The sequence below is a fragment of the Aeromicrobium sp. CTD01-1L150 genome, from assembly GCF_041951745.1.
In the GTDB taxonomy this organism is placed as follows: Bacteria; Actinomycetota; Actinomycetes; order Propionibacteriales; family Nocardioidaceae; genus Aeromicrobium.
In genome coordinates this window covers 1,743,012-1,766,403 of record NZ_CP169555.1, presented here as the reverse complement: position 1 = coordinate 1,766,403, position 23,392 = coordinate 1,743,012, and the positions used below count along the sequence as shown (strand labels likewise).

Annotated in this window: 24 protein-coding genes; 1 reads left to right on the top strand and 23 read right to left on the bottom strand. The window is 69.8% G+C overall.

Translation table 11 applies throughout. The features are described from left to right. Positions 1-20: 20 nt before the first annotated feature. The 13 genes from ACEVFP_RS08745 to pyrR all read right to left on the bottom strand — a co-directional run bounded on the left by ACEVFP_RS08745 (position 21) and on the right by pyrR (position 14,998). Positions 21-2,090 carry a primosomal protein N' gene (locus ACEVFP_RS08745; protein WP_375003386.1) on the bottom strand — a complete coding sequence of 690 codons (2,070 nt, stop codon included), beginning with the start codon at positions 2,088-2,090 and terminating at the stop codon, positions 21-23. A gap of 82 nt (positions 2,091-2,172) precedes the next feature. Continuing rightward, positions 2,173-3,360 (bottom strand): methionine adenosyltransferase, encoded by a 1,188-nt coding sequence (gene metK, locus ACEVFP_RS08740; RefSeq protein WP_375003384.1) that lies wholly within the window; start codon positions 3,358-3,360, stop codon positions 2,173-2,175. A gap of 99 nt (positions 3,361-3,459) precedes the next feature. Then, positions 3,460-4,764 (bottom strand): bifunctional phosphopantothenoylcysteine decarboxylase/phosphopantothenate--cysteine ligase CoaBC, encoded by a 1,305-nt coding sequence (gene coaBC, locus ACEVFP_RS08735; protein ID WP_375003383.1) that lies wholly within the window; start codon positions 4,762-4,764, stop codon positions 3,460-3,462. 18 nt (positions 4,765-4,782) lie between these two features. After that, a complete protein-coding gene (rpoZ, locus tag ACEVFP_RS08730; RefSeq protein WP_375003381.1) occupies positions 4,783-5,055 on the bottom strand; it encodes a DNA-directed RNA polymerase subunit omega in 273 nt (90 codons plus the stop codon). Next, the gene (gene gmk, locus ACEVFP_RS08725; protein ID WP_375003380.1) at positions 5,052-5,726 is read right to left on the bottom strand and encodes a guanylate kinase; all 675 of its coding nucleotides are present in this window, start codon (positions 5,724-5,726) and stop codon (positions 5,052-5,054) included. Before gmk ends, rpoZ begins: the two co-directional genes overlap by 4 nt. Next, positions 5,716-6,039, bottom strand: a complete 324-nt coding sequence (gene mihF, locus ACEVFP_RS08720) for an integration host factor, actinobacterial type (RefSeq protein ID WP_375003378.1) — start codon at positions 6,037-6,039, stop codon at positions 5,716-5,718. Before mihF ends, gmk begins: the two co-directional genes overlap by 11 nt. 53 nt (positions 6,040-6,092) lie before the next feature. Further along, positions 6,093-6,533: a hypothetical protein gene (locus tag ACEVFP_RS08715; RefSeq protein ID WP_375003376.1), complete on the bottom strand. Its 441-nt coding sequence runs from the start codon at positions 6,531-6,533 to the stop codon at positions 6,093-6,095. A gap of 80 nt (positions 6,534-6,613) precedes the next feature. Continuing rightward, complete coding sequence (gene pyrF, locus ACEVFP_RS08710; protein ID WP_375003375.1) at positions 6,614-7,456, bottom strand: orotidine-5'-phosphate decarboxylase; 843 nt, start codon at positions 7,454-7,456, stop codon at positions 6,614-6,616. Then, positions 7,453-10,806 carry a carbamoyl-phosphate synthase large subunit gene (carB, locus tag ACEVFP_RS08705; RefSeq protein WP_375003374.1) on the bottom strand — a complete coding sequence of 1,118 codons (3,354 nt, stop codon included), beginning with the start codon at positions 10,804-10,806 and terminating at the stop codon, positions 7,453-7,455. The genes pyrF and carB overlap by 4 nt, the downstream gene beginning before the upstream one ends. Continuing rightward, entirely contained in the window at positions 10,806-11,984 is a 1,179-nt protein-coding gene (gene carA / locus ACEVFP_RS08700; protein WP_375003373.1) for a glutamine-hydrolyzing carbamoyl-phosphate synthase small subunit, read from the bottom strand. Before carA ends, carB begins: the two co-directional genes overlap by 1 nt. Positions 11,985-12,033: 49 nt before the next feature. Next, positions 12,034-13,359 (bottom strand): dihydroorotase, encoded by a 1,326-nt coding sequence (locus tag ACEVFP_RS08695; RefSeq protein WP_375003372.1) that lies wholly within the window; start codon positions 13,357-13,359, stop codon positions 12,034-12,036. Continuing rightward, positions 13,356-14,348 (bottom strand): aspartate carbamoyltransferase catalytic subunit, encoded by a 993-nt coding sequence (locus tag ACEVFP_RS08690; protein ID WP_375003370.1) that lies wholly within the window; start codon positions 14,346-14,348, stop codon positions 13,356-13,358. The genes ACEVFP_RS08695 and ACEVFP_RS08690 overlap by 4 nt, the downstream gene beginning before the upstream one ends. Beyond that, the gene (gene pyrR, locus ACEVFP_RS08685) at positions 14,345-14,998 is read right to left on the bottom strand and encodes a bifunctional pyr operon transcriptional regulator/uracil phosphoribosyltransferase PyrR (protein WP_375003368.1); all 654 of its coding nucleotides are present in this window, start codon (positions 14,996-14,998) and stop codon (positions 14,345-14,347) included. Before pyrR ends, ACEVFP_RS08690 begins: the two co-directional genes overlap by 4 nt. Positions 14,999-15,161: 163 nt before the next feature. Here pyrR and ACEVFP_RS08680 point away from each other — a divergent pair, with 163 nt between their 5' ends. Then, entirely contained in the window at positions 15,162-15,395 is a 234-nt protein-coding gene (locus ACEVFP_RS08680) for a hypothetical protein (RefSeq protein WP_375003366.1), read from the top strand. A 31-nt stretch (positions 15,396-15,426) separates the two neighbouring features. On the opposite strand, the gene ACEVFP_RS08675 is transcribed toward ACEVFP_RS08680, so the two are convergent. From ACEVFP_RS08675 to efp, 10 genes are all read right to left on the bottom strand, one after another. Further along, positions 15,427-15,870, bottom strand: coding sequence for a thioesterase family protein (locus ACEVFP_RS08675; RefSeq protein WP_375003364.1), 444 nt, complete (start codon positions 15,868-15,870; stop codon positions 15,427-15,429). Then, a complete protein-coding gene (locus ACEVFP_RS08670) occupies positions 15,867-16,823 on the bottom strand; it encodes a 3-hydroxyacyl-CoA dehydrogenase NAD-binding domain-containing protein (protein ID WP_375003362.1) in 957 nt (318 codons plus the stop codon). Before ACEVFP_RS08670 ends, ACEVFP_RS08675 begins: the two co-directional genes overlap by 4 nt. Further along, complete coding sequence (locus tag ACEVFP_RS08665; RefSeq protein WP_375003361.1) at positions 16,820-17,707, bottom strand: 3-keto-5-aminohexanoate cleavage protein; 888 nt, start codon at positions 17,705-17,707, stop codon at positions 16,820-16,822. The genes ACEVFP_RS08670 and ACEVFP_RS08665 overlap by 4 nt, the downstream gene beginning before the upstream one ends. Then, complete coding sequence (locus ACEVFP_RS08660) at positions 17,704-18,582, bottom strand: TetR family transcriptional regulator C-terminal domain-containing protein (RefSeq protein WP_375003359.1); 879 nt, start codon at positions 18,580-18,582, stop codon at positions 17,704-17,706. Before ACEVFP_RS08660 ends, ACEVFP_RS08665 begins: the two co-directional genes overlap by 4 nt. A 47-nt stretch (positions 18,583-18,629) precedes the next feature. Further along, a complete protein-coding gene (locus ACEVFP_RS08655; RefSeq protein WP_375003358.1) occupies positions 18,630-19,607 on the bottom strand; it encodes a glycine betaine ABC transporter substrate-binding protein in 978 nt (325 codons plus the stop codon). Positions 19,608-19,609: 2 nt separating this feature from the next. Further along, entirely contained in the window at positions 19,610-20,404 is a 795-nt protein-coding gene (locus ACEVFP_RS08650) for an ABC transporter permease (protein ID WP_375003356.1), read from the bottom strand. Further along, positions 20,401-21,609, bottom strand: coding sequence for a betaine/proline/choline family ABC transporter ATP-binding protein (locus ACEVFP_RS08645; protein ID WP_375003354.1), 1,209 nt, complete (start codon positions 21,607-21,609; stop codon positions 20,401-20,403). The genes ACEVFP_RS08650 and ACEVFP_RS08645 overlap by 4 nt, the downstream gene beginning before the upstream one ends. Then, on the bottom strand, positions 21,602-22,249 hold the full coding sequence (locus ACEVFP_RS08640) for an ABC transporter permease (protein WP_375003352.1): 648 nt from the start codon (positions 22,247-22,249) through the stop codon (positions 21,602-21,604). Before ACEVFP_RS08640 ends, ACEVFP_RS08645 begins: the two co-directional genes overlap by 8 nt. A gap of 165 nt (positions 22,250-22,414) precedes the next feature. Continuing rightward, positions 22,415-22,822, bottom strand: coding sequence for a transcription antitermination factor NusB (gene nusB, locus ACEVFP_RS08635; protein ID WP_375003351.1), 408 nt, complete (start codon positions 22,820-22,822; stop codon positions 22,415-22,417). 6 nt (positions 22,823-22,828) lie between these two features. Next, positions 22,829-23,392, bottom strand: coding sequence for an elongation factor P (gene efp / locus ACEVFP_RS08630; RefSeq protein WP_375003350.1), 564 nt, complete (start codon positions 23,390-23,392; stop codon positions 22,829-22,831).

Genomic DNA, 23,392 nt, shown 5'->3' with positions numbered 1-23,392 from the left:
CACCGATCAGCAGATGGGCCTCACCAGGAGTGCGGGTCGACACGGACACGCAGCGGTGCCAGCTTGGCGGCGGACCGCTCGGCCTGCACCGCCTTGAGAGCAGCGGCGAGCGCCAGACCCTCTCGACGCGGCGCCCGCAGCACCAGCTGGACCGCGTTCTCCGCCCGCCCCGAGCCCCGACGGCCCTCCCTGGCCCACAGGTCCGCCGGCACCGGGCCCAGGACCTCGGTGTGGGGCGTCCAGGTCCGCGCGGACAGTGGCTCCACGTCCTCGCGCGGACCCTCCACGACCGCGAGTCGACCCGCCGGCGGCAGGTGCGTCTCGACCCGCGTGGCCAGCTCACGCTCGGCGAGCCCGACCGGGTCGGCCCGCACCAGTGCCTGGAGCAGGACCGGGTCACCCACCGCGATCGCTCGGCGCGTCTGCCGCCCCAGCGCGAGCGCGTTCAGCCACCGACGGTGTGCCTCCTCGCTCACCCGGACATCGTCCCGGGCGAGGACGAGCCAGGTGTCCATGAGCACCACGAGGTCGTAGCCACCCTGGACCCTCGGCTCAGCACCCGGGGTGGCGAGCACGACGACGTCCTGCCCATCGGTCCCGTCCGGCACCTCATCGAGCACCGCGGAACCACCTGAGGTCACCACCGTCCGCCGGGGGAAGGCGGCCGCGTACTCCTCGGCCGTGCGCAGCTGTCCCACCACGGGCGCGCGCAGCCGACCCGAACCGCACTCGGCGCACCGCCAGGAGGACACCTGCGTCGCACACCAGCGGCACGTCACCGCACGATCACGGCCGGGCTGCACCAGCGGGCCCTCGCAGGAGCGGCACCGTGCGGGCGTGCGACAGTCCTGGCACGCCAACGATGCCCGGTAGCCGCGGCGTGGCACCTGCACCAGGACCGGCCCGGCGGCCTCCCGGATGGCTGCGAAGACCTCCCGCGGGAGGCGCGCTGGAGCCGCGCCCTCGTACGAACCGTCAGTGACGTCGACGCGCGGCCACGCGCGCCGTCTCGTGGTGGGCTCGGCCACGACGTCCGAGCACCAGCGCGACTCGACCAGCGACTGCGCCTCGGCCGTCCGCGCGAACCCCCCGAGCAGCAGCCCGCACCCCTGCCTGGCGACCCTGGTCAGCAGCACCTCGCGGGCGTGCGGGTAGGGCGCGCGGGGCTCCGCGAAGAGGTCGTCGCCGTCATCCCACAGGGCCACCAGACCGAGGTCACGGACCGGTGCCATGGCCGAGGCCCGGGTGCCGAGCACCACCTGCACGGTGCCACGCGCCACTGCGAGGTAGGAGCGGTAGCGCGCGACAGGCTTCTGCGCACCCGTCAGCACGACGTGACGCCCCGGACCCAACACGTCGGTGAAGACCGCGTCCCAGCGGGCGACGTCACGCACGTCGGGCACGCAGACCACGGCGCCACGTCCGGAGTGCAGCGTGGCGAGCACCGCCTCGGCCACGGCACGGGCGGGATCTCGGTGCGGCAACGCGGCCCAGCAGATCCGGGGGGAGGCTCCCGCGGTCAGCTCGGCGATGAACTCCGGTCCGCGCGGCCAGGGTTGCCAGGTGTCGTCGACGACGGGCGGCAGCTCCCCGTCGGGCTCGAGCGACGGCTGGGCCTCCGCCCGCGCGTGACGAGGTGGGACGGCCAGTCGCAGGACGTCGCTGAGCGTTCCGGCCCACCGGTCGGCGACGTCGCGGCACAGGGCCAGGGTGTCCGGGGTCAGCACGGGCTCGGACGAGACCACCTTGGCCAGCGGCGCCAGCCGCCCGTGGTGATCGGTGCGTTCGGCCCGCTCGACGACGAAGGCGTCGCTCAAGCGTCCAGCGAAGCGCACCTTGACCCGGCAGCCCGGCACCACGGCGTCGTCCATCTCCTCGGACACGAGGTAGTCGAACAGCCGGTCCAGGTGCGCCAGCGGCGTGTCCACCACGACGCGCGCCACCGGCCGGTCGACGGTGCTCTGCGCCGGGCTTGCCTGCGGACCCTCCTGCCCCCTGGGCTCAGTGCTCGCCCCGGCAGACGGATCCGGCTCCGGGCCGGACGGCACGAGGGACAGCTGCCCGTCGTCCTCGTCGCCGCTCGTGTTCACGTGCTCGTTCTACCAGCCGGGACCGACGTCTGCGGACGCACGACGGCCCCCGCCGCAGCGGGGGCCGTCGTGACGAGCGGACTCAGCGACCGGCAGCGGCCTTCAGGGCATCGGCACGGTCGGTGCTCTCCCACGGCAGACCGGGACGGCCGAAGTGGCCGTACGCAGCGGTCTCGGCGTAGATGGGTCGCAACAGGTCCAGGTCGCGCACGATGGCGCCGGGACGCAGGTCGAAGACCTCGAGCACGGCCTGTCGGATGGTCTCGACGGGAACGGTCTCGGTGCCGTAGGTGTCGACGTAGAAGCCGACCGGCCGGGAGACGCCGATGGCGTACGCCACCTGCACCTCGGCCTTGCGTGCCAGACCGGCCGCGACGATGTTCTTGGCGACCCAGCGCATCGCGTAGGCGGCCGAACGGTCCACCTTGCTCGGGTCCTTGCCGGAGAAGGCTCCACCACCGTGGCGGGCGTACCCGCCGTAGGTGTCGACGATGATCTTGCGGCCCGTCAGGCCGGCATCGCCCATGGGACCGCCGATGACGAACTTGCCGGTGGGGTTGATGTGCAGGCGGTAGTCGGAGGCGTCGATGTCGTACTGGCTCAGCACCGCGTCGATGACGTGCTTCTTGATGTCCTCGGGCAGCTGGTGTTCCAGGTCGACGCCGTCCTCGTGCTGGGTGGAGAGCACGATGGCCTCCACGCGGACGGGGCGGTCATCGTCGTCGTACTCGATGGTGACCTGCGTCTTGCCGTCGGGACGCAGGTACGGCAGCGTGCCGTTCTTGCGCACCTCGGTGAGCTGTTCGGCGAGCCGGTGCGCGATCGTGATCGGCAGCGGCATCAGCTCGGGGGTCTCGTCGACGGCCAGGCCGAACATGAGACCCTGGTCGCCGGCGCCCTGCAGGTCGAGCGGATCGGTCTTGCCATCGACCCGGCCCTCCTCTGCGGTGTCGACGCCCTGGGCGATGTCGGGGCTCTGGGCGTCGAGCGTCACCTGCACGGCGCAGGACTCACCGTCGAAGCCCTTGGTGGAGGAGTCGTACCCGATCTCCAGCACCCGGTCACGGGCGATCCGCGCGATGTCGGCGTACGTCTTGGTGGTGACCTCGCCACCGACCAGGACCAGCCCGGTGGTCACGAACGTCTCGCAGGCGACGCGGCTCTTGGGGTCCTCGGCGAGCAGCGCGTCGAGGACGCTGTCGCTGATCTGGTCGGCGATCTTGTCCGGGTGACCCTCGGTCACGGACTCGGACGTGAACAGTCGGCTCACTACATCTCTCCTGGGTGTGGGACAGGGTTTCAGCGAAATGGCGTTATCGCGTGTCCACGGGCCTGTGCCGGGCTCGACTCCCGAGGACTTCTGGGAAGTCTACCGATCAACCGCCGGCTCATGCGGCCATTCCGCCCGTCGGACGACGGCGTCCCAGACGGCGTGGGCGAGGTCCTGCTTGGGGCCGTGCCCGACTCGGGCCACCTCACCGTCGGCGGAGAGGATCACGGCTTCGGTCTCCTGCTGCCCGAACACGCGGTCACCGCTGACGTCGTTGACCACGAGAAGGTCACAGCCCTTGCGCTCCAGCTTGGCCGTGGCGTGCTCCAGGACGCTGCCCCGCTCGTCGCCGGTCTCCGCAGCGAAACCGACGATGACCGGCGGGGGGCCCGGGCTGTGGGCGGGAGAATGATCCGGGTTCTTGGTGCGACGGCGTTGCACGAGCTCGAGAAGGATGTCGGGGTTCTCCACGAGACTGATCGTCGGCGCTGCGCCGTCGTGGGTCTTCTTGATCTTGGAGTCGGCGAGGTCGGCCGGCCGGAAGTCCGCCGGTGCGGCTGCCATGACGACGGCGTCGGCCGGCGGTCCCGAGGAGTCCTCGACCGCCGAGTGCACGGCCTGCCGGAGCTGCTCGGTGGTGCCGACGGGTACGACCTCCACCCCGGCCGGGACCGGCAGCTCGACGTTGGCGGCCACCAGGGTGACACGGGCGCCACGGGAGACTGCGGCCTCCGCCAGTGCGAGACCTTGGCGTCCTGAGGAGCGGTTGCCGAGGAAACGGACCGGGTCCAGCGGCTCCCGGGTGCCACCGGCACTCACCACCACGTGCCGGCCGGCGAGGTCGCGCGGGCGGGCGGCCAGCGCATGCTGGCAGGCCGCGAAGATCGCCTCCGGCTCGGGCAGCCGGCCGGGGCCGGTGTCGGAGCCGGTGAGCCGTCCGTCGGCAGGTTCCAGGACCAGCGTTCCCCTGTCCTTGAGCACTCTGATGTTGTGCTGGGTGCTCGGATGAGTCCACATCTCGGTGTGCATGGCCGGGGCCATGAGCACGGGGCATCGCGCGGTCAGCAGCGTGTTGGTGAGCAGGTCATCGGCCAGGCCGTGGGCGGCGCGCGCCAGCGTGTTGGCGGTGGCGGGTGCCACGACGACGAGGTCGGCCTGCTGGCCGAGCCGTACGTGCGGCACCTCGTGGACGTTCTCGAAGACGTCGGTACTCACCCGGTGCCCGCTCAGCGCCTCCCAGGTGGGAGCGCCGACGAACTCCAGGGCCGACTCGGTGGGCACGACGCGCACGTCGTGCCCGGACTCGGTGAGCAGGCGCAGCAGCAGTGCGGCCTTGTAGGCGGCAATGCCGCCACTCACCCCGAGGACGACCCGGGGTGTGGACGCTGGGCCGTCTGGCTCCATGGCGTGTGGTGGCGAGGCTCAGGCCTCGTCGGGCTCGGTGTCCTCGACGCTGAGGAGCTCGTCGTTGATCTCGCGCAGCGCGATCGAGAGCGGCTTCTCCTGAACCTGCGTCTCCAGCAGGGGGCCGACGTACTCCAGCAGCCCCTCACCCAGCTGGGAGTAGTAGGCATTGATCTGGCGTGCGCGCTGGGCGCTGTAGAGAACCAGCTTGTACTTGGAGTCGGTCTTCTCGAGCAGATCGTCGATGGGCGGATTCGTGATGCCCTCGGCAACGGAACGCGTGCTGGTCACTGGACCTCGCTGTGTCGGTGGTGGGGAGATGCGGGTGGGAAGGTGCGTCGGTCGTCGCGGCCGTGGCCATGACTGAACAAGCCTACCAACTCATCGCACGCCGACCGAATGTCGGTGTTGACGATCGTGACGTCGAACTCCTGCTCGGCAGCCAGCTCCTCCTCGGCCGTCCGCAGGCGTCGGGTCCGTTCCTGCTCGCCCTCGGTGCCCCGGCCGACGAGGCGCCGCTCCAGCTCGGCGAAGCTGGGGGGCGCCAGGAAGCACATCAGCGCCTCCGGCATGTGCTCGCGCACCTGGCGGGCTCCTTGCAGATCGATCTCCAGAAGTGCCGACTCCCCGCGCTCCAGACGCTGCTCGACGGCCGCGCGGGGTGTGCCGTAGCGGTGCCGTCCGTGCACGACGGCCCACTCCAGCAGCCCGTCGGTCTCGACGAGCTCGTCGAACTCGGCGTCGCTCACGAAGTGGTAGTGCATGCCGTCGACCTCGCCGGGTCGCGGCGCGCGCGTCGTCACCGACACCGAGATCCAGATCTCGGGGTGCTCCTCGCGGATGCATGCGGCCACGGTGCCCTTGCCGACGGCCGTGGGTCCGGCCAGCACGACGAGGCGGGACCGACCGGAGTCTTGTCCCCCAGCAGGTGGGTCCTCGGTCTCTGGACGATCAGCGCTCACGGGCACCGAACTCGCGCAGCAGCGCCTGGACCTGGTTGACGCCGAGGCCTCTGAGGCGGCGGCTCTCGGCGATGCCGATGCGCTCCATGATCTCCTGTGCCTTCACCTTGCCGACGCCGGGCATCGACTGCAGGAGGTCGCTCACCTTGAGCTTGGCGACGACCTCGTTGACGCGGGCCTCGTGGATGACGTCGGCCAGCGTCGCACCGGAGTGCTTGAGTCGGTTCTTCACCTCGGCTCGGACCCGGCGCGCCTGGGCGGCCTTGTCGAGGGCTGCTTGGCGCTGCTCGTCCGTCAGCTTGGGGAGTGCCACGGTGTCACCTCTTCGTCACGGTACTGACTGACATGGGCCTGACTGATCTGGGTTCAGTCGAGCGTGATGTCGCATTCCTGCTTCACATTCTTCACCACGGCCGTGCGTTGCTCGGTGGTGGCGTTGAAGGCCTCGTAGGCCTCGTTCAAGGAGGCGAGCTGCTCCTCGGAGAGCTCGGCGACCCGGTCGTCGTCGGCCATGTCCTCCAGAGGCATGCCGACCGCCTCCTGCGCGGCCAGGACACCGCGCGTCACCTCGGCCAGCTCGGTCCACTGCGCCTCGATCGACTCCGGTGCGTCCGCCGCCACCACCTCGAACGCCTCGGCGTACTCGTCGTACGCGGCGTTCGTGCGGTCCTTGCCGACCGCCTCCAGGACGGTGGCGTTCTCCTCCACCGTGGCGCAGTACTCACTCTGCCCGCCACAGCCGACGAGCAGGACGGCAGCGATGGCCAGCGTGGCTGCTGACGAGCAGCGCTGGAGGGCGCGCGGCATGCATTCTCCTCGGGTTCGTGGTGCACGGCTGAGCCTACAAGCCCGCGGACCACCCGGGGCCGAGGACGACCGGGTGTCGATCAGCCCAGCCCGTCACTCGTGGACAGCTCGGTGTTCACGGCCGCCGCCGCCTCACGCAGCGCCGCGACGTCGGGGCCGTGGCTCAGCACGGCTCGTGACGTGGACGCCAGGACCCGGTCGGTGACTCCGGCGAAGATGCGAGCGACGTCAGCGGCGGTGCCGCCCTGGCTGCCATAGCCCGGTGCGAGGATCGGACCGTTGAAGTCCAGGTCCTCCTCGGTTCGCCCGATCGTGGCTCCTACGACCGCGCCGTGCGAGCCGAGGGGACGCGCCCCGGCGTTCTGCTCGGCCAACTGGCGCAGGACCGAACCGGCGACGGTCCCGCCGTCGCCGGCTCCCCCGTCAACCACGGCATGCTGCACCTCGGGTCCCTCGGGGTTGGAGGTCAGGGCGAGCACGAAGACACCGGCGTCGTTCCTCTCGGCCTCGCGGAAGAAGGGCTCCAGGGAGCCGAAGCCCAGGAACGGACTGACGGTGACGGCGTCGGCGGCCATGGGCGCGTCCTCGTCGAGGTACGCCTCGGCGTAGGCCTGCGCCGTGCTGCCGACGTCGCCCCGCTTGACGTCCAGGAGGGTCAACGTCCCGGTGTGCCGAAGGTCCTGCAGGGTGCGCTCCAGCACCGCCACGCCGGCGGCTCCGAACCGCTCGAAGAACGCCGACTGCGGTTTGACCACAGCCACGTGTCCGGCGAACGCCTCGACGCACGTGGCCGCGAACGCCTCGAGACCGGCGAGCGAGTCACCCAGGCCCCACTGCTCCAGCAGCGCCCCGTGCGGGTCGATGCCGATGCAGGCCGGCCCGTAGACGTCCATCGCGGCTCGCAGCCGCGATCCGTAGCTCACCGCGCCGCTGCCGTCCGCGCGGCCTCGAGATCGACCGCCCAGGACTGGAGCGAACGCACACCCACCCGGTGCTCCAGCAGCGCCTCGATACCCTGCACGGCTGCCGCCAGTCCCTGCACCGTGGTGATGCATGGAACACCCTCGGCGACGGCCGCGGTGCGGATCTCCCAGCCGTCGATGCGGGCGTTGATACCGGCGCTGACACCGTGCGGGGTGTTGATGATGAGCTGCACGTCCTGGTCGTGGATCTTCTCCACGATCGTGGACCGGCTCTCCCCCGCGACCGGCTCCTCGGCGAGCTTGCGGATCTCGGTGGCCTGCACCCCGTTGCGGCGCAGCACCGCTGCGGTGCCGCTCGTGGCGAGGATCTCGAAGCCGAGGTCGGCCAGCCGCTTGACCGGGAAGACCATGTGCCGCTTGTCGCGGTTGGCCACCGAGACGAAGACCTTGCCGGAGACCGGCAGCCCGTTCTGTGCTCCGGCCTGGCTCTTGGCGTACGCCGTGCCGAAGCCCGCATCGATGCCCATCACCTCACCGGTGGAGCGCATCTCGGGACCGAGCACGGTGTCGACGTAGCGGCCCTCGTAGGTGCGGAAGCGGTTGAAGGGCATGACCGCCTCCTTGACGGCCACGGGTGCGACGTCCGGCAGCAGGCCACCGTCACCGCCGGTGCCGTCCAGGTCCGGGGGCAGCACACCGGCGGTCCGCAGGTCGGCGACGGACTCCCCCAGCATGAGGCGAGCCGCCGCCTTGGCCAGGGGTGTGGCCGTGGCCTTGGAGACGAACGGCACGGTGCGCGAGGCCCGCGGGTTCGCCTCCAGCACGAACAACGTGTCCGAGAAGAGCGCGAACTGGATGTTGATGAGCCCACGCACGCCGACACCGTCGGCGATCGCGCGGGTGGACTCACGGATCCTGGCGATCTCGTCGGCGCCCAGCGTGATGGGCGGCAGCGCGCAGGCTGAGTCGCCGGAGTGCACCCCGGCCTCCTCGATGTGCTCCATCACGCCGCCGAGGAACAGCTCGGTGCCGTCGTACAGGGCGTCGACGTCGATCTCGACCGCGTCGTCGAGGAAGCGGTCGACCAGGACCGGGTGATCGAGGGAGATCTCGGTGGACCGGGTGATGTAGTCCTCCAGCGACCCCTCGTCGTAGACGATCTCCATCCCGCGACCGCCGAGCACGTAGGACGGCCGCACGAGCACCGGGTAGCCGATCTCGTCGGCGATCTGCCTGGCACCGTCGAAGGTCACCGCGGTCCCGTGCTTGGGTGCCGGGAGACCGGCCTCGGCCAGCACCCGTCCGAACTCCCCGCGATGCTCCGCGAGGTCGATCGCCGAGGGCGACGTGCCCACGATCGGCACCCCGGCCTCCTGCAGGCCGGAGGCCAGACCGAGCGGGGTCTGTCCTCCGAGCTGCACGATGACGCCGGCGACCGGCCCGGCCTGCTGCTCGGCGTGCACGACCTCCAGGACGTCCTCGAGGGTCAGCGGCTCGAAGTAGAGCCGGTCGGAGGTGTCGTAGTCGGTGGAGACCGTCTCGGGGTTGCAGTTGACCATGACGGTCTCGTAGCCGACCTCGGAGAGGGCGAGGGCGGCGTGGACACACGAGTAGTCGAACTCGATGCCCTGCCCGATGCGGTTGGGACCGCTGCCCAGAATCAGCACTGCCGGCTTCTCGCGCGGCGCGACCTCGGTCTCCTCGTCGTAGGAGGAGTAGTGGTACGGGGTCCGGGCGGCGAACTCGGCCGCACAGGTGTCGACCGTCTTGTAGACCGGCCGCACCCCCAGGGCGTGCCGCACACCGCGCACGACGGCCGGCGTCAGCCCGCGGATCTTGCCGATCTGGACGTCGGAGAAGCCGTGCCGCTTGGCGCGACGCAGCAGCACCGGTGACAGCTCCTCGGCCTCGATGAGCTCGGCGGCCACCTCGTTCAGCAGCGCGAGCTGGTCGACGAACCACGGGTCGATGTGCGTGGCGTCGAAGACCTCCTGCGCCGTGGCCCCGGCACGCAAGGCGTCCATGACCAGCTTCAGCCTGCCGTCGTGAGGAGTGCGGATCTGCTCCAGGAGGGTGCTCTTGTCCAGGTCGACCCATTCCTTGGCCCAGTCGAAGACCGCCGCCGGACGCTCCAGCGAGCGCAGGGCCTTCTGCAGCGCCTCGGTGAACGAACGGCCGATCGCCATCGCCTCCCCGACCGACTTCATGTGGGTCGTCAGGGTCGGGTCGGCGGCCGGGAACTTCTCGAAGGCGAAGCGCGGCACCTTGACCACGACGTAGTCGAGCGTCGGCTCGAAGCTGGCCGGGGTCTCTTGCGTGATGTCGTTGGGGATCTCATCGAGCGTGTAGCCGATGGCCACCTTGGCCGCGATCTTGGCGATCGGGAAGCCGGTGGCCTTGGAGGCCAGCGCCGACGAGCGGGACACGCGCGGGTTCATCTCGATCACGACGATGCGCCCGTTCTCGGGATGCACGGCGAACTGGATGTTGCAGCCGCCGGTGTCGACGCCCACCTCGCGGATGACACCGATCGAGATGTCGCGCAGCCGCTGGTACTCCACGTCGGTGAGTGTCATGGCGGGAGCGACGGTGATCGAGTCGCCGGTGTGCACGCCCATCGGGTCGATGTTCTCGATGGAGCACACGATGACCACGTTGTCCGCGCGGTCTCGCATGACCTCCAGCTCGTACTCCTTCCAGCCGAGGATCGACTCCTCCAGGAGCACCTCGGTGGTGGGGCTGAGCGCGAGCCCCGAGCCGGCGATGCGATGCAGGTCATCCTCGTCGTAGGCCAGGCCGGAGCCGGAGCCGCCCATCGTGAAGGACGGCCGCACGACCAGCGGGTACCCGCCCAGGTCGTCGACCGCGGCGAGGCACTCCTGCATGGTGTGGCAGATGGCCGAGCGGGCCACCTCCGCACCCCACTCCTGCGGCAGGTCCTCCACGATCGCCTTGAAGGACTCGCGGTTCTCGCCCTTCTCGATCGCCTCGATGGAGGCGCCGATGAGCTCGACGCCGTACTTCGCGAGCACTCCGGAGCGGTCCAGCTCGATGGCGGCGTTGAGCGCCGTCTGTCCGCCCAGGGTCGCGAGCAGGGCGTCGGGACGCTCCGCGGCGATCACCTTCTCGACGAACTCAGGGGTGATGGGCTCGACGTAGGTGGCGTCGGCGAACTCCGGGTCGGTCATGATGGTGGCCGGGTTGGAGTTGACGAGGACGACCCTCAGGCCCTCCCCGCGCAGCACGCGGCAGGCCTGGGTCCCGGAGTAGTCGAACTCGCAGGCCTGGCCGATGACGATCGGCCCGGAGCCGATGACCAGGATCGACTCGATGTCGGTGCGGCGTGGCATCAGGTGGTCCCTCTGCTGGACGGGGTGGGGCGGGGGTGGTCGAGCATGAGCTGGACGAAGCGGTCGAAGAGGTGGTCGGCGTCGTGGGGGCCGGCTGCCGCCTCGGGATGGTACTGGACGCTGAACGCCGGCCCGTCGACGAGCGCCACTCCCTCGACGACCTGGTCGTTGAGGCCGACGTGGGTGACGTGCGCGGGACCGTAGGGCGTCTCGAAGGTGCCGTCGAGCGGTGCGTCGACGGCGAACCCGTGGTTCTGGCTGGTGATCTCCACCGCACCGGTGGCGCGGTCCTGCACCGGTTGGTTGATGCCCCGGTGGCCGTACTTGAGCTTGTAGGTGCCGCGGCCGAGTGCTCGGCCGAGCATCTGGTTGCCCAGGCAGATCCCGAAGTAGGGGATGCGGCGTTCCAGCACCTCGCGCAGCACACCGACGACGTGGTCGGCCGTGGCGGGGTCGCCGGGACCGTTGGACATGAAGACGCCGTCCGGCCCTGCCCCGTCCGCTCCGACCGCCAGGACGTCGTCGACGGTGGACGTGGCGGGCAGGACGTGCACCTCGATGCCGCGTTGCGCCATGCGTCGCGGGGTCATGCCCTTGATGCCAAGGTCGATGGCGGCCACGGTGAGGCGCTTGTCCCCCACGGCCGGCACGACGTACGGCTCCGGGGTGGTGACGTCGGCGAGGAAGCTCGCCCCCTCCATCGTCGGAGCGGCGTTGACGCGGGCCAGGAGATCCTCGACGGAGCCCCCAACGTACTGAGGCTCCGAGCTCACGGCGGCGCGCATGGAGCCGCGTTCGCGCAGGTGACGGGTGAGCGCGCGGGTGTCGATGCCGCTGATCCCGACGACGTCCTGCTCCCCGAGCAGCTCATCGAGCGTGCGGTCGGCCCGCCAGCTGCTGCGCACCCGTGAGGGATCACGCACGACGTAGCCGTCGACCCACACGCGACGCGACTCGAAGTCCTCGTCGTTGACACCGGTGTTGCCGATGTGCGGAGCCGTCATGACGACGATCTGGCCGCGGTAGGAGGGGTCGGTGAGGGTCTCCTGGTAGCCGGTCATGCCGGTGTTGAAGACGATCTCGGCGATCGTGGTGCCCCTGGCTCCGTACGCCTCGCCACGGAAGGTCCGCCCGTCCTCCAGGACGAGGACGGCGGGCGCGGGAGCTGCGGCGCTCATGTGAGGACTCCTGGTAGGTGGGTGAGGTGACGTGGAACCGCTGTGCCGCTCATGCTCCGAGCTCCTGCAGTGCGCCGTCCAGGACCGTCGGGGCACCGCGCAGGAAGGTGGCCACGACCTGGCCGGGCAACGTGCGTCCGGCATAGGGGGTGTTGCGTGAGAGCGATGCCGTGTCGCGGGCATCGATCTCGCGGGTTGCGTCGGGATCGACGAGCACGAGGTTGGCCGGCTCGCCGACGGCCAGGGGCCGGCCCTGGTCGTCCACGCGACCGATGCGTGCCGGACGCTCCGAGAGCACCTCGGCCACCTGGGCCCAGGTCAGGGCACCGGTCTCGACCATGGTCTGCTGCACGATGGACAGCGCCGTCTCGAGACCGAGCATCCCGAACGCCGCGGCGGCCCACTCGCACTCCTTGTCCTCCATGGGGTGCGGGGCGTGGTCGGTGGCGACGATGTCGATCGTGCCGTCCGCCAGTCCCTCGCGCACGGCAGCGACGTCGTCGTCGGAGCGCAGCGGAGGGTTGACCTTGTAGATGGGGTCGTAGGAGCGCACCAGCTCGTCGGTGAGCAGCAGGTGGTGGGGCGTCACCTCGGCGGTCACGTCGATGCCTCGGCTCTTGGCCCACCGCACGATCTCCACCGAGCCGCGGGTGGACAGGTGGCACACGTGCAGCCGGGAGCCGACGTGCTCGGCGAGCAGGACGTCGCGGGCGATGATCGCCTCCTCGGCGACGGCCGGCCAGCCGACCAGGCCCAGCTCGCCCGACAGCGCGCCCTCGTTCATCTGCGCACCCTCGGTGAGGCGGGGCTCCTGTGCGTGCTGGGCGACCACGCCGTCGAACGCCTTGACGTACTCCAGGGCCCGACGCATCAGCACGGCGTCGGAGACGCAGATGCCGTCGTCGGAGAAGACCCGGACGGCGGCGGCGGAGTCCGCCATGGCGCCCAGCTCGGCGAGCCGCTGCCCCGCGAGGCCCACGGTGACGGCGCCGACGGGCTGGACGTCGCAGTAGCCGCCCTCACGACCCAGGCGGTAGACCTGCTCCACGACGCCGGCGGTGTCCGCGACCGGGCTGGTGTTGGCCATGGCGTGCACGCACGTGAACCCGCCGCGTGCCGCGGCGCGCGAACCGGTCAGGACGGTCTCGGCGTCCTCACGTCCCGGCTCGCGGACATGGGTGTGCAGGTCGACCAGGCCCGGCAGGGCCACCAGTCCGGTGGCGTCGATCTCGACTGCGTCGTCGGGTGCTGTGATGCCTGGCCCGACCTCGGCGATGCGACCGTCGACCAGCAACAGGTCGACGACGTCCTCGCCCAGGAGTCGGGCGCTGCGCACGACGTACGGGGGGACGACCTGGGGGGCTACGGGGCTCATGCCCCTCCTTCCATGGTGCTGACTGCGTCGTCGGACGTGGGGGCGCCGCCGAGCAGGAGGTAGAGGACGGCCATCCGGACGGCGACGCCGTTGGTGACCTGCTCGACGATCACCGAGCGTTCGGAGTCGGCGACGTCGGCGGTGATCTCCATGCCGCGGTTCATCGGGCCGGGGTGCATGACGATGGCATGCTCGGGCAGCCGGTTCATCCGGGCGACGTCCAGGCCGAAGCGTCGGCTGTACTCGCGGGCGCTCGGGAAGTAGGAGGCGTTCATCCGCTCCTCCTGCACCCGCAGCATCATCAGGACGTCGGTCTTCTCGACCGCCGCATCGAGGTCGTAGGACGTCTCGACCGGCCAGGAGTCGACTCCGACGGGCAGCAGCGTCGGGGGGGCCACGAGTCTCACGTGCGCACCGAGGGTGTGCAGCAGCAGCGCGTTGGAGCGCGCCACCCGGCTGTGCAGCACGTCGCCGACGATCGTGACGTGCTTTCCCGCCAGGTCCGCACCGACGCCGGCTCGCTGGTGCCGATCCCCCTCCACGAGATGCCTGCGCATCGTGAAGGCATCGAGCAGTGCCTGGGTGGGGTGCTCGTGCGTGCCGTCGCCGGCGTTGACCACCGCGCCCCTGGACCACTGCGCATGGGCCAGGCGGTGCGGTGCGCCCGAGGCGCTGTGGCGCACCACGACGGCGTCGGCGCCCATGGCCTGCAAGGTCAGCGCGGTGTCCTTGAGCCCCTCGCCCTTGGAGGTGCTCGAGCCCTTGGCGGAGAACGTGATGACGTCGGCCGAGAGCCGCTTGGCAGCGGCCTCGAAGCTGATCCGGGTCCGCGTGGAGTCCTCGAAGAACAGGTTCACCACGGTGCGGCCACGCAGTGTGGGCAGCTTCTTGATCGGTCGTTGGGCGACGCCCAGCAGCTCCTCGGCGGTGTCGAGGATGTGGACGGCCTCGTCGCGGGTCAGGTCCCCGGTACTCAGCAGGTGCTTCACGAGGCACCTGCCTCGGCCGCCCCGCCCACGATCGAGACCGAGTCGGGCTGGTCGTCGATCTCCGACAGACGGACCCGCACCTTCTCGTTCAGCGACGTCGGCAGGTTCTTGCCCACGAAGTCGGCCCGGATCGGCAGCTCGCGGTGCCCGCGGTCCACCAGGACCGCGAGCTGGACCGCCTTGGGACGCCCCAGGTCGGCAAGGGCGTCCAGGCCGGCACGGATGGTGCGACCGCTCATCAGCACGTCGTCGACCAGGACGACGGTCTTGCCGTCGACGTCGTCGGGCAGGTCGGTGTGCTCGAGGTTGCGCACCGGTCCGCTGCGCAGGTCGTCGCGGTACATCGTGATGTCGAGGGCACCGGCGATGATCGTCCGGGCCTCGACCTCGCTCATCCGGGCGGCCACCCGGTGGGCCAACGGCACACCACGGGTCGGGATCCCCAGAATGACCAGGCCCTCGGCGTCGCGGTTGCGTTCGAGGATCTCGTGCGTGATGCGGGTCAGTGCCCGCGAGATGTCCGTGTCGTCGAGCACGGTGCGCGGTGCTGGCGGGTTCTGGGCCGGCGAGTCCTGGGCTGGCGAACTCTGGGAGACGCCCCCTGGCTCAGGGGCGTCGTCAGGCGTGGTGGCGCTCGTGGGCGCGGCCATCGGCTGACCTCCTTCTCCGCCTCACAGGACGGTGCTTAAAGGACGTCGTGGATCGTCGGACAGCCTAGCAGTGGGCGACCTGCCCCCTGGCGGGGGCTCGCGGGTCCCAGGGCACTAGCGTGCGACCGGTGGCACGTCGCCACCAGGGACCGGAAGGGGTGCAGTGAAGCGAACCATCATCATCTTCTCGATCCTGTTTCTCGTGCTCGAGGGGCTCATCGTGCTGGGCGCCTGGTGGATGATCGACCAGGTCGACACCGGGGCCTTGGCCACCGACACCCCGGCCGAGGCCAAGAGACGCATCGTGCAGCTGTGCGCTGCGTTCGGCGCCGGGATCGGGCTGCTCCTCCTCGTGACCGCCACCGTCACCGCACGCGGCAAACGTTCCGAGCGCTGAGCAGTGGCGGCGGGCACGAGACTGTCGACGTTCAGCCGGTGATGGAACGTCCAGCGTGCTCGGGCAGCGCGACCTCGGCGGCGCCGGCACGGTGGAGCACCTCGCCCGGCAGGGGGACGCTGCGCCCTGCCGCGGTGTCGACGTGCAGCGCGAGCACCTCCTCGGTGGCGCGCAGGACTCCCCCGGCCCAGAGCTCGTGCCACAGCCTCAGCTTCCTGGGCCCGGTGCCGATGACGAAGGAGCGCACCTCGACGCCGACACCGTCGGCCACCTCGTCGAGGTAGCGGACATGCGCCTCGACGGTGAACAGCGAGCACCCCGATGCGCCGCGGTACTGCGCATCCAGCCCGAGCGCATCCATGACCTCATCGGTGCCGTGACCGAACAGCAGGACGTAGTACGCCTCGCTGAGGTGCCCGTTGTAGTCGATCCACTCAGGGCGCAGCTCCTGCTGGCGCACCGAGAGCGGTGTCACGAGCGCAGCTCCTGCAGCGTCCTCATGACACCGATGAGCAGACGGTCGCGCTCGGCCACGAGCTCTTGCACCGGGCGCCCGTCCGACCTGTCGACTCCTTCGACGACGGCATCGCGCAGGTCCGGCGTCAGCTCGGGGGCATCCAGCCGAGTCCACGGCGCCTTCAGGGACGGTCCGAAGTGATCGAGCATGTGCGCCATACCACCGTGTCCTCCGGCCAGGTGGAACGTCAGCATGGGTCCGTGGAAGGCCCACCGCAGGCCGGGACCCTGCGTGATCGAGGCGTCGATCTGCTCCACCGTGGCCTCACCGTTGTCGACCATGTGCAACGCCTCGCGCCACAGCGCCTCCTGGAGCCGGTTCGCGATGAACCCCGGGACCTCCCGGTCCATCGTGATGACCGACTTGCCGGCGTGCTCGAAGAACTGCGAAGTCCAGGCCACGACGTCGGGCGCGGTCCTGTCACCACCGACCACCTCCACGAGCGGGATGAGGTACGGCGGGTTGAACGGGTGCCCCACGACCAGCCGCTCGGGGCCCGCGGCCCCGACCTGCATCTGAGTCATGGTGTAGCCCGACGTGGAGGAGGAGATGACGACATCGCGCGGTGTGGCAGCGTCGATGCGGGCGAGCAGGTCGATCTTGAGGTCGAGGTCCTCCGGGGCGCTCTCCTGCACGACGTCGGCCCCTGCCACCGCCTGCTCGAGGTCCTCGGAGACGGACAACCGGGACCGGTCCGCTCCTGCGGCGAGCCCCAGGGACTCCAGGGCGGGCCAGGCGGCATCGACGAGCGCGCGGAGCCGCTCCTCGGCCTCGGGCGCCGGGTCCCAGGCGATCACGTCGTAGCCCTGCGCCAGGAAGTGCGCGACCCAGCCTGCGCCGATGACCCCTGCGCCGATGCACGCAACGGTCCGAACATCCTGGGGTGCTGGCCGCACCTGGCGCTCGCTCATGCTCGTGCCCTCAGACCGAGGATCTCGCGGGCATCCTCAGCGGTGGCCACGCGGGAGCCGAGGTTGCCGACCAGGTCGACGGCGCGCTCCACGAGCTGCTCGTTGGTGGCCTTGACCCCGCGCGACAGGTACAGGTTGTCCTCCAGCCCCACGCGGACGTGCCCACCCAGCAGAATCGCCTGGGCGACCCAGGGCATCTGCTTCCTGCCGAGCGCGAAGGCCGCCCAGACGGCACCAGCGGGGAGCCGGTTCACCATGGCCTGCAAGGTCAACGGATCCGCCGGTGCACCGTACGGGACGTCCATGCAGAGCTGGAACATCGGCGGCGGGTCGATGAGACCCTCCTCGACGAGCTGGGTGGCGAACCAGAGGTGGCCGGTGTCGAAGATCTCCATCTCCGGCTTCACCCCGAGCTCCTGGATGCGCGCCGCCCCGGTGCGGAGCATGTCGGGGGTGCTGACGTAGAGCTGCTGGCCCTCCCCGAAGTTCATGGAGCCGCAGTCGAGCGTGCAGATGTCCGGCAGCAGCTCCTCCACGTGCGGGAGCCGCTGCAGCCCGTTCACCAGGTCGGTGCCGTCGACGGGCTTCAACGGGTCCTCGTCGTCGATGACCAGGTCGCCACCCATGCCGGCGGTCAGGTTGAGCACGACGTCGACGTCTGCCGCCCGGATGAGGCGCACGGTCTCGCGGTAGAGCGCCACGTCCCGCGAACCCTGCCCGGTCTCGGGATCGCGCACGTGGACGTGCACCACAGCGGCCCCGGCACGCGCAGCAGCGATCGCCGAGTCGGCGATCTCCTCCGGGGTGACCGGCACGTGCTCGCTGCGGCTCACCGTGTCCGCGGCGCCCGTGACGGCGCAAGTGATGATGACGTTGTCGTTCATGGCGTCTCCTTCGCAGATGACGTGGTGGCGAGCACATGGGCCCGCAGGTGGTCCTCGATGGCGGCGTCCACCATCTCGGGGGTTCGTCCGGCGCGACCGGTGACGAGCTGGAGTCCGAGCCCGTCGACCAGGGCCGTGAGTCGCGCCGCCATCTCCTGCGCGTCGCCGACACGGCAGGTTCCCTGCTGCTGAGCGAGCTCGATGGCCGAGCGGACGGTGGTGAGCCAGCGCACGTACGCCTGTTCGTGGAGCGCCCTGATCGTCGGGTCGATCGCGGCCTGCGCCCAGACCTGGAGCCAGATCGACCATTCACGGTCCACGGCGCCGGGGGTGGGCAGCTGCAGCTCGATCAGCCGACGCAGCCGCCGCAGGCCGTCGTCCAGGCCGCCCAGGGCTTCGTGCTGCCGCTCGTACGCCTGCTGGGCTGCGAGCCGCAGCGTCTCGTCCAGCAGCTCGCGCGCGGACGCAAAGTGCCCGGCCACCTCCGCCTCGTCGATGCCGCACCGTGCGGCGACGTCGCTGAGCCGCACCGAGGCATGACCACGGTCGGCGATCAGCACCCACGCCGCCTCGACGACGGCACGGCGCTGCCTGCCTCGGGTCCCGGTGTACAGGTCGTGCGCCAGCGCGGTCAGGCCGGCCGGGGCCACTGCCGGAGGGGTGTCGTCACCTTCCCCGGTCAACCAGCCGAGGTCGACGTCGAGAACGTCCGCTGCCCGCCGGAGCTCGTCCACGAGGAACCGGCGACGCCCACCGAGCGACTTGCTGAGCTTGGTGACCTCCAGCCCGGTCGCCTCGGCCAGCTCTCGCTGGGACAACCCGCGGTCCCGCAGGGCCGCCTTCACGCGCGCGGCGACGACAGGAGGGGGCGGCATGGTCCGACCCTAGACCTGCAGTTGCGATTATCGCAACTGCAGGCGTGTCACTGGACGAGGCCCTCCGACTTCAACCAGTCCAACGCCACCAGCGGGGGCTCCATACCCTCGACGTCCACCTTGGCGTTCAGCTCCAGCATGACCTCGTTGGTGAGCTTGGGGTTGACCGTGGCGAAGATCTCCTCGATCTCAGGGTGCTCCTCCAACAGGTCCTCCTGCACGACCTGGGTCAGGTTGTACAGGGGGAAGAACTCCTTGTCGTCCTCCAGCACCTCGAGCTCCAGGGCCGGGATGCGACCGTCGGTGGTGAACACCTCACCGAAGTTGCACTCGCCCTTGGCGGTGGCGTCGTAGACGACGCCGGTGTCGAGCTTGAGCACCTGGCTGTCCGGGACCGAGTCGCCGAGCTTGAGCCCGTACTCCTCGAGCATGGACGGGAAGCCGTCGTTGCGGGAGTAGAACTCATCCTCGACGCAGAAAGTCAGCTCCTCGCGGGGCAGGTCAGCGAGCTCGGAGAGGTTCTCCAGTCCGAGGCGGTCAGCCGCTTCCGGGCCCATGGCGAAGGCATAGGTGTTGTTCATGGGGGCGGGCCTGAGCCAGATGAGCTGGTTCTTCTCCTTGTCCTCATCGGCGGTGGCCCGCCACTGCTCCTCCTCCCCCTTCACGGGGTCGTCGTGCAGCAGGTAGGAGATCCAGCCCGTCCCGGTGTACTCCGGGGAGATGTCGACCGTGCGGTTGAGCAGCGCGTTGCGGACTCCGTTGCTGCCGGCGATGTTCGTGCGGTTCGTGACGTCGGCGCCGGCGGTCTGCATGATCGTCGCAAGCATGTTGCCGAGGATGAGCTGCTCGGTGAAGTCCTTGGCCCCCACCGTGATCTCGACGCCTTCGAGCGAGTCGTAGTGCTTGATCTCGCCGGGATCGGCGGGGGCGATGTAACCGTTGGCATTCTGCAGGCCGCATCCCGCCGTGGCGGCGACGAGTGCCACGGTGGCCACGGCCGCCGGCATGATTCGTCGTGCTCTCACGGTCACAGTCCCTTCGGTGTCGCGTTGACCTCGACGACCCTGGCGATCCAGTCGAGCAGCAGTGCCAACGCCGCGATCAGCACGGCGCCGACGATGAGTACGGGGCTCTCACCGAGCTTGATCCCGGTGTTGATGAGCGCCCCCAGCCCACCGGCACCCACGAATCCGCCGAACGCGGCCGTGCCGCACATGAGCACCACCGCAGTGCGCACACCGGTGAGCATGACGGGCACAGCGATCGGGAGCTCGACCTTGCGGAGCACCATGAAGGCGGACATCCCCATGCCGCGTCCTGCCTCGATGAGCCGTCGGTCCACGCCGTCCAGGCCGGCCACGACGTTGGCCACGACCGGGAGGATCCCGTACACCGTGAGCGCGGCGATGAAGGGCCAGATGCCGACACTGAAGTACAGCGCGAAGAGGACGACCAGACCGATCGCCGGCGCCGCCTGGCCGAACCCGGCCAGCGCCAGGATGAGGCCGGAGTAGCGCCGCATCGGACCACGCGTGAGCAGCACGCCGAGCGGAACCGAGATGAGCACGACGAGGACCGCCGCGACCGCCGTGAGGAACAGGTGCCGGGTGGCCCCGTCCCACAGCTCGCTGTTGGCCAGGAGTCCCTGCTTGGAGGTCAGCTCCCGGCTGTTGGTGTAGATGAGCACGCCGGCGAACATCGCCAGGCACACCAACGGCTGGGCCACCCACCGCGCGATGCCGGGTGTCGGATCACCCTCGCGAACCACCGAGCCGGCGTTCTTCTCGCCGGCCTCCATGTCGAGGACCTGGCTCGAGGTCACGGCTCGTCCACCACCATGGGATCGGCGGCATGGGCCGGACTCTGGATGTCCTGCATGGCCGCCATGATCGTCTCGACCCTCACCACGCCCTGGTACTTGTTGCGCCGTCCGGTCACCACGACGACTCCGTGGCTCGAGGTCAGCATCTCATCGAGCGCATCGTTGAGGGTCGAGGCGGTGCTGATGACCTCCAGCTCGTGGTCACGGGTGACCCGGTTGAGCGCGTCCGGCCTCTGCTCCAGCTCGCGGACCGAGACCCAGCGCTGAGGACGCTCCTGCGCATCGAGGACGATGACCCAGTCGCGACCCTTCTCCCGTGCGTCCGCGATGGCGGCCTGGGGGTCGCCGCCGACGGAGGCGACCGCCGCCTCGTGCAGCTCGACGTCCCGGATCCGGGTCAGCGTGAGCTGCTTCAAGGCAGCACCGTGGCCGACGAAGCCCTCGACGAAGTCGTTGGCCGGGGCCGCGAGGATGTTCTCGGGGGTGTCGTACTGCACGATCTGTGAGCCGACGTCGAGGATGGCGATCCGGTCGCCGACCTTGACCGCCTCGTCGAAGTCGTGGGTCACGAAGACGATGGTCTTGCGCAGCTCATCCTGCAGCCGCATCAGCTCATCCTGCAGGCGCTGCCGCGTGATGGGATCGACGGCACCGAACGGCTCGTCCATCAGCAGCACCGGCGGATCGGCTGCCAGGGCCCGCGCCACGCCGACGCGCTGCTGCTGGCCGCCGGAGAGCTCGCGGGGGTAGCGGTCGCGGTACTGGGTCGGGTCGAGATTGACCAGCTCCAGCAGCTCGTCGACGCGAGCGCGCACCGTGTCCTTGGACCAGCCGAGCAGACGCGGGACGATCGCGATGTTGTCAGCCACCGTGTAGTGGGGGAAGAGTCCTGCACCCTGGATGACGTAGCCGATGTGACGACGCAGGTCGTCGGCGTCCCTGTTGGTGACGTCCTCGTCACCGATGAAGATCTTCCCGCTGGTCGGCTCGATGAGCCGGTTGATCATCTTCATGGTGGTGGTCTTGCCACAACCGGACGGGCCGACCAGCATGACCACCTCGCCGGCCGGGATCTCCATCGTCACGTCGTCGACGGCCGCGCTCTCCTGTCCGAGGTAGCGCTTGGTGATGTTCTGCAGCAGGATGCGCTCGCCGTGGACGGACTCATCGGTGGAGCCCGTCGTGGTTGCAGTGGTCTCAGACACGAATACCCCTTGAGGTGGTGAGTCGACCGACCAGGCTCAGCACCAGGTCGAGGACGATGGCCAGCAGGACGACACCGAGGACGCCCGCCCAGGCCGAGTTGACGGCGTTGGCCCCGCCGATACGCGACAGGCCCGAGAAGATGAAGGAGCCCAGACCCGGGCCGGAGGCGTACGCCGCGATCGCAGCGATGCCCATGAGCATCTGCGCGGAGACGCGGATGCCGGTCATGATGACCGGCCAGGCCAGCGGCAGCTGCAGCTTCACCAGAGCGGTGGCCGGGCCCATGCCCATGCCCTTGGCGGACTCGACCAGAGAGGCGTCCACCCGTCTCAGTCCGACGATGGCGTTGCGCAGGATGGGTAACGATCCGTAGAAGGCGAGCGCCACCACGCTGACCACGACACCTGAGGTGATGAAGGCCAGGAGAAGTCCGAAGAGGGCGAACGACGGAATGGTCAGACCGACGGCGGCACCCCCCTCGGCGATGCCCGACCACGCTGCGGACCGGAAGGTCAGCACGGCGATGATGAGCGCCAGGATCGTCGCGAGAACGAGCGACTGCAGCACCAGACTGAGATGCTGATAGCCCTGGAACCACAGCAGCGACCATCGGTCCTGCACGAACTCTAGGAAGTTCACCCGGGCGCACCCACCTGTTCGTCACAACGTCCCGGGGCAGCCCGGCGATCATCACGACCGTAGCGGAACGCATCCATTCGTGCAGCCCTCCCCTGGGCCACAGCGTGTCGTCGGTGACACGGTGACGACGTCCCGCCGCCGGCTCACGGGACCTTCAGGAGCGAGTCAGACGGTCTGCGCACGAACCTTGAGGATGCGTCCCAACACACCGTTGACGAAGCCCGGCGAGTCGTCGGTCGACAGCTCCCTGGCCAGCGCGACGGCCTCGCTGACCGCCACGGCGTCGGGCACGTCGTCGGCATGCTGGATCTCGAAGGCAGCGATCCGCAACAGGTTGCGGTCCACCCCCGGCATGCGCTCCAGCGTCCAGCCGTTGGCGTGCTCCAGCAGAAGCGAGTCGATCGACCCCTGGTGCTCGGTGACGCCCTCGACCAGGGTGACGGTGTACTCGCTGATCGGCGGGTCGTTGGACTCGCGACGCCGCGCCAGCGTGCCGCCGAGCGTCATGCCCTGCAGCTCGGACTCGAACAGGACGTCGAGTGCGCGCTTGCGGTACTTGGTACGAGCGCCCATCAGGCCCTAGGCCTTCACGCGGCCGAGGTAGCTGCCGTCGCGCGTGTCGACCTTGATCTTCTCGCCGGTGGAGATGAACAACGGGACGTGGATCTCCTTGCCGGTCTCCAGCATGGCCGGCTTGGTGCCGCCGCTGGAACGGTCGCCCTGCAGGCCGGGGTCGGTGTGCTCGATGAGCAGCTCGACGGCCGGCGGGAGCTCGACGTGCAGCACACGTCCCTCGTTGAGCGCGACGACGGCGTCCTGGTTCTCCAGCAGGAAGTCCGGCGCCGTACCCATGAGCTCGGGAGCGACCTCGATCTGGTCGTAGGTCGTGTTGTCCATGAAGACGAAGCTCGTGCCGTCGTTGTAGAGGTACTGCATCTCACGGCGGTCGACCGTGGCCGTCTCGATCTTGGCGCCGGCGTTGAAGGTCTTGTCGACGACCTTGCCGGACTCGATGTTCTTCAGCTTCGTGCGGACGAAGGCGGGACCCTTGCCCGGCTTGACGTGCTGAAACTCCACGACGGACCACAACTGGCCCTCCATCTTCAGCACCATGCCGTTCTTCAGGTCGTTCGAGGTGGCCAT

Bases quoted from the DNA above. Each gene is read 5' to 3' on its own strand.
- ACEVFP_RS08715 (WP_375003376.1), bottom strand. From the start codon at position 6,533: ATGCCGCGCGCCCTCCAGCGCTGCTCGTCAGCAGCCACGCTGGCCATC.
- carB (WP_375003374.1), bottom strand. From the start codon at position 10,806: ATGCCACGCCGCACCGACATCGAGTCGATCCTGGTCATCGGCTCCGGG.
- efp (WP_375003350.1), bottom strand. From the start codon at position 23,392: ATGGCCACCTCGAACGACCTGAAGAACGGCATGGTGCTGAAGATGGAG.
- coaBC (WP_375003383.1), bottom strand. From the start codon at position 4,764: ATGGAGCCAGACGGCCCAGCGTCCACACCCCGGGTCGTCCTCGGGGTG.
- carA (WP_375003373.1), bottom strand. From the start codon at position 11,984: ATGAGCGCCGCAGCTCCCGCGCCCGCCGTCCTCGTCCTGGAGGACGGG.
- nusB (WP_375003351.1), bottom strand. From the start codon at position 22,822: ATGGGCGCTCGTACCAAGTACCGCAAGCGCGCACTCGACGTCCTGTTC.
- ACEVFP_RS08665 (WP_375003361.1), bottom strand. From the start codon at position 17,707: ATGAACGACAACGTCATCATCACTTGCGCCGTCACGGGCGCCGCGGAC.
- pyrR (WP_375003368.1), bottom strand. From the start codon at position 14,998: ATGGCCGCGCCCACGAGCGCCACCACGCCTGACGACGCCCCTGAGCCA.
- ACEVFP_RS08660 (WP_375003359.1), bottom strand. From the start codon at position 18,582: ATGCCGCCCCCTCCTGTCGTCGCCGCGCGCGTGAAGGCGGCCCTGCGG.
- ACEVFP_RS08670 (WP_375003362.1), bottom strand. From the start codon at position 16,823: ATGAGCGAGCGCCAGGTGCGGCCAGCACCCCAGGATGTTCGGACCGTT.
- ACEVFP_RS08695 (WP_375003372.1), bottom strand. From the start codon at position 13,359: ATGAGCCCCGTAGCCCCCCAGGTCGTCCCCCCGTACGTCGTGCGCAGC.